Annotated in this window: 14 protein-coding genes; 3 read left to right on the plus strand and 11 right to left on the minus strand. The window is 68.5% G+C overall.

The window, feature by feature from the left end; translation table 11 throughout:
• Positions 1-11 precede the first annotated feature (11 nt).
• Together PWS46_RS08705 and PWS46_RS08710 are read right to left on the minus strand one after the other, a co-directional pair.
• Positions 12-1,520: a leucyl aminopeptidase gene (locus PWS46_RS08705; protein ID WP_434613809.1), complete on the minus strand. Its 1,509-nt coding sequence runs from the start codon at positions 1,518-1,520 to the stop codon at positions 12-14.
• A gap of 277 nt (positions 1,521-1,797) precedes the next feature.
• Positions 1,798-3,195: an RsmB/NOP family class I SAM-dependent RNA methyltransferase gene (locus PWS46_RS08710; protein ID WP_434613812.1), complete on the minus strand. Its 1,398-nt coding sequence runs from the start codon at positions 3,193-3,195 to the stop codon at positions 1,798-1,800.
• Between the two features lie 412 nt (positions 3,196-3,607).
• On the opposite strand from PWS46_RS08710, the gene mltA reads away from it, so the two are divergent.
• Genes mltA through PWS46_RS08725 form a run of 3 tightly spaced genes read left to right on the plus strand, consistent with a single transcriptional unit; the run spans position 3,608 to position 6,133 of the window.
• The gene (gene mltA / locus PWS46_RS08715; RefSeq protein ID WP_434613815.1) at positions 3,608-4,753 is read left to right on the plus strand and encodes a murein transglycosylase A; all 1,146 of its coding nucleotides are present in this window, start codon (positions 3,608-3,610) and stop codon (positions 4,751-4,753) included.
• Positions 4,753-5,310 (plus strand): GNAT family N-acetyltransferase, encoded by a 558-nt coding sequence (locus PWS46_RS08720; RefSeq protein WP_434613818.1) that lies wholly within the window; start codon positions 4,753-4,755, stop codon positions 5,308-5,310. The genes mltA and PWS46_RS08720 overlap by 1 nt, the downstream gene beginning before the upstream one ends.
• A gap of 58 nt (positions 5,311-5,368) precedes the next feature.
• The gene (locus PWS46_RS08725; RefSeq protein ID WP_434613821.1) at positions 5,369-6,133 is read left to right on the plus strand and encodes a TrmH family RNA methyltransferase; all 765 of its coding nucleotides are present in this window, start codon (positions 5,369-5,371) and stop codon (positions 6,131-6,133) included.
• A gap of 6 nt (positions 6,134-6,139) precedes the next feature.
• On the opposite strand, the gene PWS46_RS08730 is transcribed toward PWS46_RS08725, so the two are convergent.
• From PWS46_RS08730 to PWS46_RS08770, 9 genes are all read right to left on the minus strand, one after another.
• Positions 6,140-8,689: an HWE histidine kinase domain-containing protein gene (locus PWS46_RS08730; protein ID WP_434613824.1), complete on the minus strand. Its 2,550-nt coding sequence runs from the start codon at positions 8,687-8,689 to the stop codon at positions 6,140-6,142.
• Between the two features lie 382 nt (positions 8,690-9,071).
• Positions 9,072-10,763, minus strand: coding sequence for a DNA repair protein RecN (gene recN, locus PWS46_RS08735; protein ID WP_434613827.1), 1,692 nt, complete (start codon positions 10,761-10,763; stop codon positions 9,072-9,074).
• Between the two features lie 8 nt (positions 10,764-10,771).
• On the minus strand, positions 10,772-11,587 hold the full coding sequence (locus PWS46_RS08740; protein ID WP_434613830.1) for an outer membrane protein assembly factor BamD: 816 nt from the start codon (positions 11,585-11,587) through the stop codon (positions 10,772-10,774).
• A 140-nt stretch (positions 11,588-11,727) separates the two neighbouring features.
• Entirely contained in the window at positions 11,728-12,453 is a 726-nt protein-coding gene (locus PWS46_RS08745; RefSeq protein WP_434613833.1) for a protein phosphatase CheZ, read from the minus strand.
• A gap of 210 nt (positions 12,454-12,663) precedes the next feature.
• Positions 12,664-13,767 (minus strand): protein phosphatase CheZ, encoded by a 1,104-nt coding sequence (locus PWS46_RS08750; protein WP_434613836.1) that lies wholly within the window; start codon positions 13,765-13,767, stop codon positions 12,664-12,666.
• 114 nt (positions 13,768-13,881) lie between these two features.
• Positions 13,882-14,247 (minus strand): chemotaxis response regulator CheY, encoded by a 366-nt coding sequence (locus PWS46_RS08755; RefSeq protein WP_012974572.1) that lies wholly within the window; start codon positions 14,245-14,247, stop codon positions 13,882-13,884.
• Between the two features lie 245 nt (positions 14,248-14,492).
• Entirely contained in the window at positions 14,493-16,544 is a 2,052-nt protein-coding gene (locus PWS46_RS08760; protein ID WP_434613840.1) for an aminopeptidase P family protein, read from the minus strand.
• 120 nt (positions 16,545-16,664) lie between these two features.
• Entirely contained in the window at positions 16,665-17,138 is a 474-nt protein-coding gene (locus tag PWS46_RS08765) for a TerB family tellurite resistance protein (RefSeq protein WP_434613842.1), read from the minus strand.
• Between the two features lie 65 nt (positions 17,139-17,203).
• On the minus strand, positions 17,204-18,094 hold the full coding sequence (locus PWS46_RS08770) for a 50S ribosomal protein L11 methyltransferase (protein WP_434613845.1): 891 nt from the start codon (positions 18,092-18,094) through the stop codon (positions 17,204-17,206).
• Positions 18,095-18,119 lie beyond the last annotated feature (25 nt).

Genomic DNA, 18,119 nt, shown 5'->3' on the forward strand with positions numbered 1-18,119 from the left:
AACTCAGGTCATCAGGCTTCGTGGTATTCCGCCACGAAGCGGTCGAGCAGACGCACGCCGAAGGCGGAGGCGCCCTTCGGCACCGTGGGCCCATCCTTCTTCGCCCAGGCCACGCCGGCGATGTCGATGTGGGCCCACGGCACATCGTTGACGAAGCGCTTCAGGAACTGCGCGCCGACGATGCTGCCGGCGCCGCCGCCCGACCCGGTGTTCTTCATGTCGGCGGCCGGCGAGTCGATTTCCTTGTCATAGCCGTCACCGAGCGGCATCCGCCACACCGGCTGGCCCACCTTCAGGCCGGCGGCCGTCAGGTTCATGGCGAGATCGTCGTCGTTGGCGAACAGGCCGGCATGCTCGTGACCCAGCGCGACGATGACGGCGCCGGTCAGGGTGGCGAGGTCGATCATCAGCTTGGGCTTGTAGGCGTCCTGCGCGTACCACAGGCAGTCGGCCAGCACCAGACGGCCTTCGGCGTCGGTGTTGATGACCTCGATGGTCTGGCCCGAGGCCGAGGTGACGATGTCGCCGGGACGCTGCGCCGTTCCGGACGGCATGTTCTCCACCAGACCGACGATGCCGACGGCATTGACCTTCGCCTTGCGGGCGGCCAGCGCGTACATGGTGCCGATCACGGTGGCGGAGCCGCCCATGTCCCACTTCATGTCTTCCATGCCGGCCGCACCCTTGATCGAGATGCCGCCGCTGTCGAAGGTCACACCCTTGCCGATGAAGGCGACCGGGCGCTTGTCGTCGGCATCGGGGTTGCCGTTCCAGCGCATGACGACCACGCGCGGCTCGCAGGCGCTGCCCTGGGCGACACCCAGCAGGGCGCCCATGCCGAGCTTCTTCAGCTTCTTCTGGTCGAGGATCTCGACCTCGACGCCGAACTGCTCCAGGTCCTTCGTCTTCTCCGCCAGGCTTTCCGGATAGATGACGTTGGCCGGTTCCGACACCAGATCGCGGGTGAAGCGGATGGCGTCGGCCAGCGTGTCGAGCTTCTTGAAGGCGGCCTTGGCGGCGCCGTCATCCTCGACCAGCAGCGTCACCTTGCGCAGGCTGGGCTTCGGGTCCTTCTTGTCGGACTTCCGGTCGTTGGTCCGGTACTTGTCGAACTTGTAGCTGCGCAGCTGCGCGCCGAAGGCGATCTCGGCCGCGGCGGCGGCCGGGGAAAGCTTGGCCTCCTCCGGCAGTTCGACCAGCAGCGCGGCCTCGTCGGCGGCCTTGTCGAGCTGGACGGCGATGGCGCCGCCGGCGGCCTGGAGGACCAGATCGGTCAGGTCGGCGCCCTTGCCGATGCCGACCAGCAGGATGCGGTCGAGCTCGGTCCCGGCCGGGGCGAGCAGCGTCAGCGTCTCGTCCTTCTTGCCGGTGAAGCGGGCGGCGGCCATGGCGCGGGCCAGCGCCCCGCCGGTCTTCTGATCCAGCTCCCGCCCGATCGGGCCGAGGCTGCGGTCGGCGGCGACGGTCACGGCGAGCACGCCGGAGGACGGCAGGGACGGCTTGGCGAAGGAGAACTTCATCTGGTCCTCTTGAGGGGATTGGGCGAATACGCCCGGATGATGTCGGCGGCGGAAAGCCTACCCCACCGATAAGGAGCGCGCCACCCCGGCTGTCAAGGCGGGGGAGTTGGCTGACAATGCCCCCTCCCTTCCCATGGCTACGCCATGGGCCCCTTCCCTCCCCCGCTTCGCGGGAGAGGGTGGGATTTGCGATGCGGCAGCAGTCCCCTCTCCCTCGAAGAGGGGGAGGGTTAGGGAGGGGGCAATCGAAGCCGACTGCTCCCCACCCCCCCTTCACTCAAGCATCGATCGCCTTGCCCAGTTCGACCGGATCGACCTCGCCCTGCTCAAGCCCGATGTCGGACACGCTCTCCTCCGAAACCGTCTCTTCCGCGCGGCGTTCCAGCACGGCGGCGAAGAAGCCGTCGGTATCGTGCTTGGCAGGCGTCAGGCGCAGGTACGGACCCTCGACCGGCGGCGCGCCGGCCTCCTCCTCCGCCCACACTTCGGCGACGGGCTTCACGATGAAATCGTGGTGGGTCTGCAGGAAGGCCTCGACCTGCGCCTCGTTCTCGTCATGCAGCATGGAGCAGGTGGCGTAGATCAGCCGTCCGCCCGGCTTCACCAGACGCGCCGCGCTGTCCAGGATGTTGGCCTGCAGCGGCAGAAGCTGTTCCAGGCCCGGGCCGAGCTGGCGCCAGCGGGCATCGGGATTGCGGCGCCAGGTCCCGGTGCCGGAGCAGGGGGCGTCGACCAGCACGCGGTCGAACTTGCGCTTGTGGCGCTTCACCCAGGGATCGCGCTCGCTGGTCAGCGGGTGGGCTTCGATGTTGTGCAGGCCGGCGCGGCGGAACCGCTCGGCGGCGCGCTTCAGGCGCTTGTCGAGCACGTCGCAGGCGACGACGCGGCCCTTGTTCTTCATCAGCGCCGCGACGGCCAGCGTCTTGCCGCCGGCGCCGGCGCAGAAATCGACCACCTGATGGCCCGGCTTCGGCGCCACCGCCAGCGCGACCAGCTGCGAGCCTTCGTCCTGGATTTCCACCAGACCGTCCTTGAAGGCGTCGACGCTGCCCAGCGGCGGCCGGCCCTTCACCCGCAGGCCCAGCGGCGACCAGCGCGTGGTCTCCGCCGTGATCTGCGCCTTGGCCAGCGCCTTGATGGCGCTCTGCTGGTTGGCCTTCAGCGGGTTGATGCGCAGGTCGAGCGGCGCCGCCTCCAGCAGCTTTTCCATCTCCACCCCGAAGCGGTCGCCAAGCGAGGCGCGCATCGCCGTTTCCGCCCACTCCGGACACTCCACCCGCACCGTCTCCGGCATGTCGGGATGGTCCATGGTGTGGCTTTCCAGCTTGCCGACCAGCGCCAGTTCGTCGTCGGTCAGGCGGGCCGGGGCGAACTTGCCGCCGCTGAACATCTCCAGCACCACGCCGGCGTTGCGATTCTCTTCCAGCAACAGATAGGCCAGCACGCGGGCGCGCGGGGTGGCGCGCTCGTAGCCGCCGCGCTCGATCCACCAGCCGAGCCGGGCATGGCGGCGCAGGATCGCGTAGGCCATCTGGGCGATGGCGGTGCGGTCCTTCGAACCGATGTAGCGGCGGTTGCGGAAATAGGCGCTCATCACCGCGTCGGCGGGGCGAGGGGTCTCGTCGATCTCGGTCAGCAGATCGATGACCGCCTGGAGGCGGGCGGCGGGTGTCATGGCGTCTGGTCCCTTGGGGTGTCACATGGCGGCGAACAGGACCGGCCGCCCGCATGTTCCCCCGCATCGGATCGGGGACGGGATGCACAGTTGCGGACGGTCCTTCACGTATGGGCTGTCGATACCGCGTTTGCCGCGCTCTGTCACGCCTTGCCGCCGCGCGGCTGCCCCGCTCACCCTCCGGATGGCCCGTCCGGCTCCCCCCCGTGACAACCGGCCGCGACCTATCCGAAAGTGCAGGTTGGGGATTGACGACTCGAGGTAACCACCGGCACAAACGTTCGGATGATGTGACCTTATCGTGACCGGATCGCCGATGCGGTCGGACGATCGGGGACTTCGACGGACAGATCGAATGCTGGTGGCGGAGTGCGCGATGGCGGCTGCGGCTGGGGTGGCGTGTGCGCGTGAGATGAAGCGGCCCAAAAAACGGCAGCTCCTGCGGCTCTCCCTGCTGGGCGGCCTGCTGGCGACGCTGGCGGCCTGCGCCGGCACCACGCCGATGGTGGAGGGGCAGCGGAGCACCGCACAGCGCCCGACCTGGGATCAGGTGTCGCCCGACTTCCGCCATCTCGCCGGCTGGATCGACGACGATCATGCCCAGGCGGTCCCGGCGGTGCAGCGCACCTGCGGCTGGGTGAAGAACCAGCCGCCGGGCAAGGCCTTGGGGTCTTTGCGCGCCGCCGGCACCACCGACGACTGGCGCGCCATCTGCGCCGCCGTCCGCGACCTGCCCCCCGGCGACAGCGAGGCGGCCCGCCGCTTCTTCGAGACCTTCTTCACCCCGCGCGACGTCAGCAACGGCGAGAACGGCCTGTTCACCGGTTACTACGAAATCGAGCTGCACGGCAGCTGGACGCGGACCGAACGCTACAACGTCCCGCTCTACCGCATGCCGGCGCGCGGCAAGCGCGGCCTGCCGACCCGCGCCCGGATCGAGGCCGGTGCGCTGAAGGGCAAGGGGCTGGAGCTGATGTGGGTGGACGACCCGGTCGACGCCTTCTTCCTGGAAATCCAGGGCTCCGGCCGGGCGGTCATGGCCGACGGCTCGGTGGTCGGCATCCACTATGCCGGCCAGAACGGTCACAGCTATTACCCGATCGGCCGCCATATCATCGACCGCGGCGACGCCACGCCGGAACAGATGTCGTTGCAGTTGATCCGCCGCTGGCTGAAGGACCATCCGGCCGAGGCCCAGCGGGTGATGAACCTCAACCCCTCCTACGTCTTCTTCAAGGTCAAGCCCGAGGTCGGCGCACGCGGCGCCCGCAACATGGAGCTGACCCCAGGCCGCAGCCTCGCCGTGGATGCCGAGCATATCCCGCTGGGCGTGCCGCTCTGGCTGGAGGTGCGCGATGCCCCGGTTCCCGGCGGCGCCATCAACCGGCTGGTGGTGGCGCAGGACACCGGCGGCGCCATCAAGGGTCCTGTGCGCGGCGACCTGTTCTGGGGCCATGGTCCGCAGGCGGAGGAAGGAGCCGGCGTGATGAAGGCGCGTGGCCGCTACACCATGCTGACCCCGCGCACCCTGTCGGTCCAGACCGCACAGCGGAAGTGATGACAGCGGAAGCGAAGGCGGCTGGAGGAGAAATCCGGCTGGAACGGCTGACCGCCCTGCCCGACCGCGGGGCGGCGCAGGCCGCGCTGGAGGAGATCTTCTTCGCCTCCACCACCCGGACGGAATTCGCTTCCTCTGCCGATCGCGCGGCCTTCCTCGCCACCTGGACCGGTTGGTTCGTGGCGGAGGCGCCACGGGACATCTGGATGGCGGTGGCGGGCGACGGGCTGGTGGTCGGCTACCTGACCGGCTGCAAGGACAGCGCCGGGTCGGTCGATCTGGCGCGGCGCATCCCTAAATACGAGGTCTTCGCCGACCATTTCGCGGCATATCCCGCCCATTTCCATGTGAATGTCCGGCCGGGCTGGCGGGAACATGGGCTGGGCCGCCGGCTGGTCGACCGCTTCGCCGACGATTGCCGCGCCGACGGCCTGCCCGGCGTGCATCTGGTCACCGCCGTCTTCGCCCGCAATGTCGAGTTCTACCAGCGCGCCGGCTTCACCGATGCCTGCCAGCGCGGTCCCCTGCTGTTCCTGGGACGGCGCCTGCCCCCCTGACTTCGTGGGCATGGCTGTGCTAAGGCAAGGGCATCTCCCTGCCGGAAAGCCCGTTGCCATGACCCGCCCGCCGCTGCTGATCGAAAGCCCACAGAACCCGCAGTACAAGCTGTGGGAATCGGCGCTGGAAAGCCGTGGGCTGAAGAAGAACGGCAAGTTCCTGCTGGCCGGGCTGAAGACCGTGCCGGAAGCGCTACGCCAGCATCCCGAGCGGTTCGAGCGGCTGCTGTTCACCGACCCGGCGCAGATCGCGGGCTGGCGCCTGCCGCCGGGGGTGGAGCCGGTACAGCTGGCCCCCGCCCTGTTCCGGACGCTCGACGTGTCGGGGACCGGATTCCCGCTGCTGGTCGGCGCGGTGCCGAAGATGCCGGCCATCGACCTGTCGCAGCCGCCGCAGGGCCTGGAACTGTTGTGCGCGCTGGGCGACCCCAGCAATCTCGGCGCCCTGCTGCGCAGCGCAGCATCCTTCGGCGTGTCGCGGATCGTGCTGCTGGAGGGCGCGGCGCATCCCTTCCATCCGAAATGCCTGCGTGCCGCGTCGAACGCTCAGTTCGCGCTGACCCTGCTGCGCGGGCCGCGCTGGGCGGCGGTGAATGAGGCGGCCGGGCCGCTCTATGCGCTGGACGGCGGCGGCGAGGATCTGACGCGCTTCGACTGGCCGGCCGACATGCGGCTGATCCTGGGCGAGGAGGGTCAGGGCGTGCCGGCCGACTGCCCGGCGATGCGGCTGTCGGTGCCGACGACCGGCGCGGTGGAGTCGCTGAATGCCACGGTGGCGGTCAGCGTGGCGCTGTTCGCTCGGTTTGGGGTGATGAGGGGGTAGGCTTCCCTACCCCATCACCGACGCCAGCACCTGCACCACCTGATCCGATCCGTAGGGCTTCTTCAGCACCGGGACGTCCGCGAACCGCTCCGGCACCGCGGCGCTCTCGCCATAGCCGGTCGCGAAGACGAAGGGTATTCCCAGCTCCCGCAGCCGCTCGGCGACCGCGAGCGAGGTCTCGCTGCCCAGGTTGATGTCCAGCACGCCGACAACCGGCGGGTCCTCGTCAATCAGGCGCAGGGCGTGGCGGACGCCGGCGGCGGTGTTGACCCGGCTGGCGTTGAAGCTCAGCAACACGTCCTCCGTCGCCATGGCGATGATCATGTTGTCTTCCAGCAGCAGCACCGGACCACCGATGGAGAAATCGGCCGCAGGCACCGACAGGCTGCGCCGGGCGCTGTCCGGCAGGCTGGCGGCGACGGTGACATACTGGGCGGGGATCATGAAACGCGCCCGCAGGCCGGACAGCGCATAGGTGACCTCCGCCTCTCCCTGCAGATCATGGGGGACGGAGCGCTCGATCACCGTGGTGCCGAAACCGGTGCGCGACGGCGCCCGCACCGGCGGGCCGCCATTCTCCTGCCAGTCGATCAGCAGACGGCCGCCTTCGTCGATCGACCAGTCGGCCTCGACCCAGCCGCTGCTGTCGCTGAGAGCGCCGTATTTGGCCGAGTTGGTCGTCAGCTCATGCACCACCAGGGCGAAGACGGAGAAGGCCTGCGGCGCCAGCAATACCTCCGGCCCGGTCAGCCGCACCCGCTCGCTCTTGGCTGTCAGATAGGCGCCGATCTCCGCCGCGATCAGGGCGCGCAGGGATGCCGGGCCCCAATTGTCGGCGGTGATCTGGTCATGGGCGCGGGCCAGCGCTTCGATGCGGCCGGCAACGATGGCGGCGAACTGCTGCACCGTTTCCGCTCCGCTCTCGCTCTGCCGCACCAGGGCGCGGACGAGACTTAGGATGTTGCGCACGCGGTGGTTCAGTTCGGCGATCAGCAGTTCCTGCCGCTCGGTCGCCTCCTTGCGGGTGCGTCCGGCGACGTCGGCCAGCCGCAGCACCACCTCCAGCAGGGTCACCCGCAGGGATTCGGCGTTGCGCTCATCCAGTTCGCTCCAGGGCTTGGACCGGCCGTGCACCGTCTCCTTCCAGGCCTCGAAGCTCTTGCGCGGGGTCAGGCGTGGTCCGTTGGGGCCATACTGCGCCGGCTTGGACGGATCGCCGCCCCACGTGACGGTGCGGATCATCTCCTTGCGGAAGAAGACCAGATAATCGCGCGGTGTCCGCGACACCGGAATCGCCAGCAGACCGCAGGCCCGTTCGGTGAAATCGCGGGCCGGCGGATGCACCGCCCCCAGCTCGTCGGTCACATAGACCTTGCTGGGCGGCGTCCGGTGCAGGAAGCGCATGACGCCCAGCGTCTCCTCCCGCGTCGGCGTCTCGCCCTCCATGTGCAGCTGGCCGTCGATGCAGCAGGCGAAGCCGTCGCACTCGATCAGGGTCCGCAGTTCCGCTGCGAAGGTGACCAAACTGTCCATAGGCGATTCGCTGTCGGCCAGCATCGACATGATGCGGACATGCGCGCGGCGGGCCTGCGCCTCCTGCTGGCTTTCCTGCTCGCGCTCCCGCCCTTCCAGAAGCAGCGAGACCATCTGGCCGAACAGTTCGGCGGTGGTGCGCCGTTCGAAGGAAAGCGAACGGGCGTGGCGGTGATGGCAGGCGAACAGGCCCCACAGCTTGCCGTGCCGCAGAATCGACACCGACAGCGAGGCGTTCACGCCCATGTTGCGCAGATATTCGACATGGATCAGCGAGACGCTGCGCAGCAGGCTGAGCGACAGGTCCAGCGGCTGGCCCAAGGGATCGAGCGTCGGCACCACCGGCACCGGCGGTGCGTTCACGTCGGCGATGCAGCGCAGCCAGTTGCGCTCGTACAGGCGCCGGGCCTGCTGCGGAATGTCGGATGCCGGATAGCGCTGGCCGAGGAAGCTGCCGATACCGTGCACCGCCGATTCCGCGATCACCTCTCCCGCTCCGTCAGGATCGAAGCGGTAGACCATCACCCGGTCGAACCCGGTCAGTGCCCGCATCTGGCGCGCTGCCTCCCGGCAGAAGCCGTCGAAGCCGCGGGAGTTCTGGACCCGCGCGATCATCGAACGCAGCAGCGATCCCGAATCCTGCGGCCCCTCCCCCTCGCTCGGTTCCGCCTCGATCACGATGGTGGAGCCGGACAGATGGACGGCCACGTCGCAGACGGGGGTCGTCTCAGACAGATGGACGCCGAAGGCGCGCTCGACACTGCCGTTGATGTGGGCAACCTGCAGCCTGCCACGAATGGTGTGCAGCGCCTCGCCCTTGATGACGCGGGACAGCGGATGCCCCAGCAGGTCGTCGGGCTCCACCCCCAGCCAACGGCCGATGTTGGCCGAGACATGCAGGATGATCCAATCGGCCGTGACGGCGATCAGGAAGCCGGTTGGCTGGATAAGACCCAGCTGGTGGATGGGCTCCCGGTCACAATCGGTGAGGTCGACAGACCCCGAAGGAACCGGGCCGCTCATCGAACAAAGACTTCGGACAAACGCGACCTCAAGCGAAAGCTAAACCGGCGGCGTTTGTCACGCACAGCCAAGGAATTTGATCAACAATCTAGTCAGGGAATCGGCACGCTGCAACGCTACGAAATAGCTATACCAATGATCTAATTAAGGCTCGTTAACTTAACATAGGATAATTTTTTAGAACGAGTTGCGAATGATTATTCCTATCATAGACTTATTTTACGAGGGGGTATTGAGATTTCTCAACATGCGCGCGAACACGGCTCGTGCTCTGTACAGCCCATTGCCAGCCTGTCGGTGAAGATGGGTGGGCGAGCAGGCCGGAATTCCAAGTCTTATGACGGAATCCCGGCCTGCGGATCGATGCGCGGAGACATGCGGCTCAGCCGCGGCCGGCGATCAGGCTGTCAGCCGCCGCGCGGGCTTCTGCGGTGACGGTGGCGCCGGACAGCATGCGGGCGATCTCCTCGCGCCGCTCGTCGCCGTCCAGTTCGGCGACGCCGGTGGTGACCTGCTCGCCCTTCTGCGACTTCTGCACCTTCAGGTGAACGGCGCCGCGCGCCGCGACCTGCGGGCTGTGGGTGACGACCAGCACCTGCAGGCCATGGCCCAGCGTTTCCAGCCGCTCGCCCACCGCCGCGGCGACGGCGCCGCCGATGCCGGTATCCACCTCGTCGAACACCAGCGTGCCGACGGTGGAGGTTTGGGCAAGCACCACCTTCAGCGCAAGCATGAAGCGCGCCAACTCACCGCCAGAGGCGATCTTGTTCAAGGCACCCGGCGGCGAACCGGGGTTGGTGGCGACCTGGAAGGCGACGCGGTCGATACCGGACGCGTTCCATTCCGACTCGTCGAGCGGTTCGACCAGCGTGCGGAACTTGGCCTTCTCCATCTTCAGCGGCGCCAGTTCGCCGGCGACCGCCACATCCAGACGGCCGGCGGCCTCGCGGCGGGCGGCGCTCAGCGCCTCGGCGGCCTTGTGGAAGGCGGTGCGGGCCTGTTCGGCCTCCTTCGCCAGCTTGGCCAGCAAGTCGCCCTGATCCTCGATCAGCAGCAGCCGGCCGGCCATTTCCTCGCGAAGGGGGGCCAGCGCATCGACATCGACGCCATGCTTGCGGGCGGCGGCGCGGAGCGCGAACAGCCGCTCCTCCAGCTTCTCCAGCGCACGCGGGTCCATATCGACTCCGCTGGAGGCGGACTGCAACGCGGCGATGGCCTCCCCCGCCTCGGTCGCGGCGCGGTCGAGCGCGGCGATGACCGGGTCCAGGGTGCCGCCGGCCTTGTCGGCGATGCGGCTCAGGGTGCGGATGGCCGAGGACAGGGCGCGCTCGACGCCACGGTCGCCCGACAGTTCCGCATAGGCGGCGTTCATGCCGTCGACCAGCTTTTCCCGGTGCATCAGCACCGCGCGGGTCTCCGACAGCTCCTCCTCCTCGCCAGCCTTGGGCGCGAGCGCATCCAGTTCGGCCACGGCGTGGCGGAGATATTCCTCTTCGGAGCGGGCGCGGGCGATGTCGGCGGCGGCGGAATGGCGCGCATCCTCGACCTGCCTCCAGGCGCGGTGCGAGGCGGCAACCTGCGCCGCCTGCGCCGACAGTCCGGCATAGGCGTCCAGCACGCTGCGGTGGGTCTGCGGGTTCAGCAGGCCGTGAGTGTCGAACTGCCCATGCACCTCGACCAGCTCGGCGCCCAGCGTCTTCAGCAGACCGACGCCGACCGGCTGGTCGTTCACCCAGGCGCGGCTGCGCCCGTCGGTGTTGACGGTGCGGCGGATCACCAGCGTGCCGTAACCGGAGGCGGAGTCGCCGGAATCGGCGTCGAGCCCCTGTTCCTTCAGGATGGCGAAGGCCGGGTGGTCACCCGACAGCTCGAACTCCGCGGTGACGGCGGCCTGCTCGGCGCCATGGCGCACCAGCCCCGAATCCGCACGCGCGCCGAGGGCCAGCCCCAGCGCGTCGAGCAGGATGGACTTGCCGGCGCCGGTCTCGCCGGTGAGGGCGCACAGGCCCTTGCGGAAGGACAGGCTCAGCCGCTCGATCAGGACGACGTCCCGGATCGTCAGCGACACGAGCATGGAGCGTCCTAGAACAGGGAGTTCCAGGCTCGATTGAGCCACGACTTCTCGTTTCGCTCGGGACGCAGATTGGCGTCCACCAGCAGTGCGTAGCTGTCCGTGTACCATTCGCTGCCGGGGAAGTTGTGGCCGAGCACGGCCGCGGCGGCCTTCGCCTCGTCGGTCACGCCCAGCGCCAGATAGCACTCCACCAGGCGGTGCAGCGCCTCAGGCACATGGGACGTGGTCTGGTAATTTTCAACGACGGTGCGGAACCGGTTGATCGCGGCGGTATACTGATGCTGACGCAGGTAGAAGCGCCCGACCTCCATCTCCTTACCGGCAAGATGGTCGTTGGTCAGGTCGATCTTCAGCTTCGCGTCGCGGGCGTATTTGCTTTCGGGGAAGCGGCGGACCACCTCCTGCAGGGCGTCGAGCGCCTGACGCGTCATCTTCTGATCGCGGCGCACGTCGGTGATCTGCTCGTAATAGCACAGCGCCCGCATGTAATAGGCATAGTCGACATCCGGGCTGCCCGGATGAAGCTGGATGAAGCGGTCGAGCGCCAGGATGGCGTCGTCGTACTTCAGATCCTGATAGTGGGCATAGGCGGCGAGAAGCTGCGCCTTGCTGGCCGAATCCGAATAGGGATGCTGGCGCTCCACCTCGTCGTAGAGCTTTGCGGCCTTCTTGAAGGCGTCCTCGCGCATCGCCGCGTCGGCTTCCGACAGAAGCTGGTCGGCCGGGCGTTCGACATACGCGTCCTCCTTGGTGGAGGAGCAGGCGGACAGGGCGGCGGACAGGAGGATGGCCGTCAGCGGCAGGCGGTACGGGCGAGGAAGCATCGTCGTCTTGGGCGCTTTCGAAGTTGCCCCTGTATAGCACGCCGGGGTAAGGGCGCCGCAAGCGGTAACGCGGGGGCGGGCAATATGACCCTCCCCGCCTTCATGCGGATAACAGGCGGAAGATGGACGGGCGCGGCGCCTTACCCGAACAGCGCGTCGATGTCGGCCTGGCTGATGTTGCCGCTTTCGGGTGTGGCTTCGGCCGGGCCGTGCAGGTCCAGATCCTCGTCCTTCTTGGTGACGGACGGCGGCAGCGGCATCGCCTCGAACTCGCGCTTGTTCCACAGGCCCATCATGGCGTCGACCCGCTCTTCGATGAAGGACATGGCGCGGACGACCTTGGTGATGCGCTGACCGGTCAGATCCTGGAAGTTGCAGGCCTCGTAGATGCGGACGATCACGTCGACCATGTCGTTGACGCGGTCGTTGTGATAGCCCTCCGGCAGGGAGGACTTCAGTTCCGACACAACCTCTTCCAGCTCTTCGGCGCAGGCCATGATGGTGTTGGTCGCGGCCTCCGTCGCGGCGACGACGGCGCTCAGTTCCTGGCTGGCCTGCTGGAACTTGTCGTCGCCGGCCAGCGGGTGACGGATGGCCGCCATTTCCACCTTGGTCGCCTTGATCTTGCCGGATATGTCGGCGATCTCCACCTGGATCTGGTCGATCTGCGCCGCGTCCATGGTCAGGAAGCGGTCCAGCTTGGCGCCCAGATCGCCGATGGCGCGCAGCACCTCGGTGTTGTCGGCCTGGACGACCTGGGCGGGCACCGGAAGGGCCGCGGCCGCCGCGCCGTCCTCGATCAGGGACTGGAAGGGATGCCCGGATTTGCGGGCTTTCTGAAGCTCGGCCATGAAGGGCTTGGTCATCTGCTTCATCCTCGGTCCCGCCTCTCGGAAACGGCCGCCAGTGGCCTGTGTGTGGTGGATGTCTGGTCGCGTGCGTCGGTTCTGCGCTTGGATCGGCTGACCGCACGCCATCCAGCCATCGGCGGGCGGAGGCGGTCAATCGGGAGAGAGCCTGAAAGCCGGTGTCGGAGTGCCCTTATTGGAATGCCGGTGTCGGAGCCGAACCGCCCCCTAACCGAACAGAGCGTCGATGGCCGCCTGATCCAGCGGCACCGGCGGCTCCGCTGCAGCGGGCGGCGGAGGCGGTGCGGCCGGCTTGGCGGCAGCCTTCGCCTTCGGTGCGGCGCCCGGCGGCTTCGGCACCGGCTTTTTCGCCGGAGCGGGTGCGGGCGTGTCGAACATGCTGTCGATGTCCGACTGGCTCGCCACCGCCGGAGCGGCGGCGGGAGCGGGCGAATCGAACAGGCTGTCGATGTCGGCCTGACTCGCCTGGACCGGAGCCGCAGCGGGGGCCGGAGCAGGGGCCGGACTGTCGAACATGCTGTCGATGTCGGCCTGGCTCGACTGGACCGGAGCGGGCGGAGGAGGCGGCGGCGGGGGCGGCGGGGCCGCGACCGGGGCCGGGCTGTCGAACATGCTGTCGACGTCGGCCTGACTGACGCCATGGCCGTCCAGTTGCGGACCGTTCAGCAGATGGGCGTCGGGACGGCTGTCCGTCTGCTCTTCCTTGACGATGATGCCGGCCAGCCCATCCTCGCCCCAGATGCTGATCATCGCCATGACGCGCTGCTCGATGTAGCGGAGCGCGTTGACGACCTTGCTGGTGCGCTGGCCGGTCAGGTCCTGGAAGGAACAGGCGGTGAAGATGTCGTTCACCTGGGTGTCGATCTCGCCGCACATCGCGGGATCGGCACCGCTGGACCGCAGTTTGCCCGCCAGATCCATCAGCCGCTCGGCGGCGTTCAGGATCTCGAAGGACGCGCGTTCGGTCGAGATGACGATGGCGTCCAGCTCGTTGGTGGCGGACAGGATCTTGTCGCCCGACCCGTCGGGGGGCCGCAGCGCCGCCACTTCCCGCCTCGCCTGTTCGATCGAGGCGGCCATTTCCATCAGCTCGCGGCGCAGGACGCCGACATGCTTGCCGGCCTCCACCGCCTCGTTCTGGCGGTTCCAGGAGTCGCGGAACTCCTGGAGCATGGCGCGCACTTCCTCCGTCGCGGCCCCGAGGGACCGCCGGTGGAGCCGCCGCAGGAACGCCCTGCCCTTCGCCGATCGGGCGATGGCGTCCTCGATCTGCTCGAACTCCTCATCGGACAGCTGCGGAAGCTGCTCCAAACCGGTCCACTCCCCAAACTGGATTCGCCAGCCGCCCTACGGACCGGGCACCGAACGGCAGGTGCCGCCGTCCGCCCGGACCGAACAGTCAGTCGCGATCGCGAAAACCGAGGATCAGCCGCCGATGACGGCCTGGATCTTCTGCTTCAGCGTGTCGGCGTTGAAGGGCTTGACGATGTAGTTGTTCACGCCGGCCTGCTTGGCGGCGATCACGTTCTCGGTCTTGCTCTCGGCGGTGACCATGATGAAGGGCGTCGCCGCCAGCTTCGCGTCCGCGCGGATTTCCTTCAGCAGCTGCAGACCGGTCATCGGCTCCATGTTCCAGTCGGAGATGATGAGGCCGAACTTGCTCTCACGCAGCTTCGCCAGCGCCGACACGCCGTCGCCGGCCTCGTCGATGTCGGTGTAGCCGATCTGGGTCAACAGGTTCCGCACGATGCGCCGCATGGTGGCGTAATCATCGACGACGAGGATCTTCATCTAGACGTCTCCGCAATAATCCGTTGCCGGTGTCTGACCGGCCGTTACGCCCACCCGGCGCGGGGGCTGCGCCGTAATCCGGGAAGTGATGCCGACTGTAGTGCCCTAACTGCCGCCAAAAGTCATCCCCTTGGGTCACACTGCAGCAGGCTGGTAAAGAACGTGTTACCACGGACGGCAACATCTTGCGGAATCAGGGCCGCCCCCAGCTCGCGGCCATGATTTGATACAGCCGTCCGCCCCCGTCACAGGGGGGCGGTCGCCTGCTCCAGCCAGCGGCGGGCCGCCTCGTCCAGCAACGGCGACAGCGACTCGCGCACCCGCGCATGATAGGCGTCGACCCAGGCGGTCTCCGCGTCCGTCAGAAGCGCCCGCTCGATCGCCGACCGGTCGATCGGCACCAGGGTCAGCGGCTCGAACTCCAACATCGGGCGTTCTGCGCCGGCAAGCTTGCCTTCCGACTCCACCGGCCGGACGACGATCAGGTTCTCGATGCGGATGCCATAGGCGCCGGTCTTGTAATAGCCGGGCTCGTTGGACAGGATCATGCCCGGCTGCAAGGCCACGGTGTTGCCGACCTTCGACACCCGCTGCGGCCCCTCATGCACCGACAGGAAGCTGCCGACACCATGGCCGGTGCCATGGTCATAGTCCAGCCCCGCCTGCCACAGCGGCAGCCGGGCCAGAACGTCCAGTTGCGAGCCCGTCGTGCCCTGCGGGAAGCGGACGGTTGACAGGGCGATGTGGCCCTTCAGCACGCGGGTGAAGCGGTCGCGCATCTCCGCCGCCGTCGCCGGGTCCAACGCGCCGACCGCCAGCGTGCGGGTGACGTCGGTGGTGCCGTCCAGATACTGCGCGCCGCTGTCCAGCAGGAACAGGCTGCCCGGCTCCAGCCGGCGGTCGGTCTCCGGTGTGACGCGGTAATGGACGATGGCGCCGTTCGGCCCGGCCCCGGCGATGGTGTCGAAGCTGACGCCGCGGAACCGCTCATTCTCCCGGCGGCAGGCCAGCAGCCGCTCCACCACCGCCAGTTCGGTGAGGTTGCCCCTCGGCGCCTCTTCGGAGAACCAGTGCAGGAAGCGGACGAGCGCGGCGCCGTCGCGGACATGGGCGGCGCGGGTTCCGGCCAGTTCCGCCGCGTTCTTGCAGGACTTCGGCAGGGCACAGGGGTCGCCGTCGCGTTCCACCCTCGCACCGGCCAGATGAAGACGGTCGACGATCCAGGCCGACGTGCAGGACGGGTCGGCCAGCACGCGGGCCGAACCACGGGCGACGGCGTCCAGCGCCGGCCCGAATTCCTCCACCGGCCGCACCCGCACCCGATTGCCGAGGTGGGCACGGGTCTGCGGCGCCAGCTTGCGCGGGTCGAGGAACAGCTCCACCGACGCATCGGCGGACAGGATGGCGAAGGACAGCGGCAGCGGCGTGCAGGGCACGTCTGCACCGCGGATGTTCAGCAGCCACGCGATGCTGTCCGGCTGGGTCAGCACGGCGGCGGCGATGCCCTTCTGCCCCAGTTCGTCGGCGATGCGGGCTCGCTTGTCGGCGGAGCTTTCGCCGGCGAAGGCGTCGTCCTGCGGCACCACGGGGGTCAGCGGGGCCGGCGGCTGGCCGTGCCACACCGAATCGAGCGGATTGTCCTCGCACGCCACCAGCAGGATGCCGGCGCGTTCCAGCGCGGCGCGGGTCTTCTCCACCCAGCCGATGGTGTGCAGCCAGGGATCGAAGCCGAAGCGCCCGCCGTCAGGCAGGGCGGCGACGATCCAGTCGGTCAGCGGATCCTCGACCAGATGCCTGTACTCGTACAGGTCGCCCGGCACCTCGCCGCGGACCTGGAGGGTATAACGGCCATCGACGAAGATCGCGGCGCGGTCGGCGGCGACCACCGCATTCCCGGCCGACCCGGTGAAGCCGGTCAGCCAGCCCAGCCGCTGGGCGCGCGGCGGCACATACTCGCCCTGATGCTCGTCGCCGCGCGGGATGATGAAGCCGTCGAGGTCGCGACGCTTCAGCGCGGCGCGCAAATCGGCCAGACGCTGGGCGGGGCCGGGCTTGACCGACGGCGCCTCGGCAGCCAGCAGGGCTTTCAGCGCCTGGAGCTGTTCGGTCAGGGCCGGCGGAAGATTTTCCCCAACCAGCACCGTCCAGGCGGCGGGCTCCTCCCCCTCCGGCGCCGCCAGCACGCCGGCCAGCAGCGCGCGGACATCGGCGGGAGACCGGCCGGTCCCGGCCTCGGTCAACAGGGTCGCAAGGGCGTCGTCGCCACGATAGGCAGCGGAGGGAAGCGCGCTGGGCACGGAACCTGTTCCTCGGAAGAGTGAATCCTGTGGACACAGGCTAGGCACCCCGCAGGCGCTGCGCAAGCGGCGGGGCGGCGGCTATGCCGGTTGGGAGGGGCACAGGCCGCCGCAGTCGAGTTAGACCGGAAGCCCCGCATCGTCCGGCAGCCCCAACCGCGCCAGAACGCGCTTGCGGGCCTCGCCGCGTTCCACATCGGAGATGTGCAGCAACCCGCCGATCCGCCGCAGCAGGCTCGATTCCAGATCGTTCAGCACGCCGTCGGCGTAGGCGACCTCCCACAGCATCTCGATGATCCAGATGCGGTGGCCGGGCGGGCAGCGGTCCATGATGACGCTGACGTAGCGAAGATAGGGCGAGACGTCCTCGGTGTCGAAAACGGCGGCGGACAGCAGGTCCTGCGCCTCTTCCTCGCTCAGTTTGAACTGACGGCGGACAACCGAAAGGATACGGTCGCGCTCCGCTTCGGAAATGGTGTCGTCGGTGCGCGCGGCCTCGACCATCAAGGCGGCGGCGGCGGCCTGCAGGGCGTCCTCGCCCGGCTCGACGCCGTCGTGCTCGCCCGTGAACAAGGACCGGATGCGGTTCAGCATGGTGGCTCCCCAGGAACGTGTCGGAACATCGTCCCTGGAGGAAGTCGCGTCGCCGCCCTTAGGTTTCAACGCTTAACCACAAGAGTGGTCCATTCCCCGACCGGGATGCGCGCCACCAGCCGCAGACCCTGGTTGCGGTGGGCCTGGATGACGTGGCGCTCCTGCCGGTTCAGCAGGCCGGCCAGCACGGCATAGCCGCCCTTCTTCAGATGGCGGCGCAGCTGCGGCGCCATGCGAGACAGCGGACGGGCCAGAATGTTGGCGGTGATGAGCGTGTAGGGCTTGTGCCGCCCGACGATCGGGGTGTGGTAGCCGTCGCCGCCCTGGGCGCGGATCATGCGCTTCTGCCCATTCAGCGCCGCGTTGATGACGGTGACGCGCACGGCCTCCGGGTCGATGTCGACGGCGGTGACCGGCACGCGCCAGCGCTTGGCCACCGCCAGCGCCAGAATGCCGGAGCCGCAGCCCATGTCGAGCGCGCCGCGCCGGCCGCCGCGCGGCAGCTTCAGATGACGCGACAGCCGGTCGAGCGCCTGGAGGCAGCCGTTGGTCGAGCCATGCTCCCCTGTGCCGAAGGCGGTGGCGGCGTCGACCAGCAGCGGGATGCTGCCGGCCGGCACGATTCCCTCATGGTGGGAGCCGTGGACGAAGAAGCGCCCGGCGCGAATCGGCGGGAAGCCCTGGTAGCTGTGCGACACCCAGTCGATCGGCGGCAGGTTCTCGACCGCCAGCCTCGGCTCCTCGATCCCCAGCGCCTTGGCCAGCACGGCGACGCGGGATTGCAGCCGCGCCTCGTCCGGGGCGCCGTACAGCGTCGCCTCGACCAGCCAGTTGCCGCCCTCCTCCAGTTCGAAGGTCGACACCGCATCGGCATGGTCCCCCACCGCCTCGGCAAAGGCGGGCGCATGGGCTTCGGGAACGACCAGCGCGATGCGCCAGAGCGGGGTTTGCGACATGACAGGGGCTTTCCGACGACGACGC

Source organism: Azospirillum sp. B2RO_4 (genome assembly GCF_051124815.1).
Classification (GTDB): domain Bacteria; phylum Pseudomonadota; class Alphaproteobacteria; order Azospirillales; family Azospirillaceae; genus Azospirillum.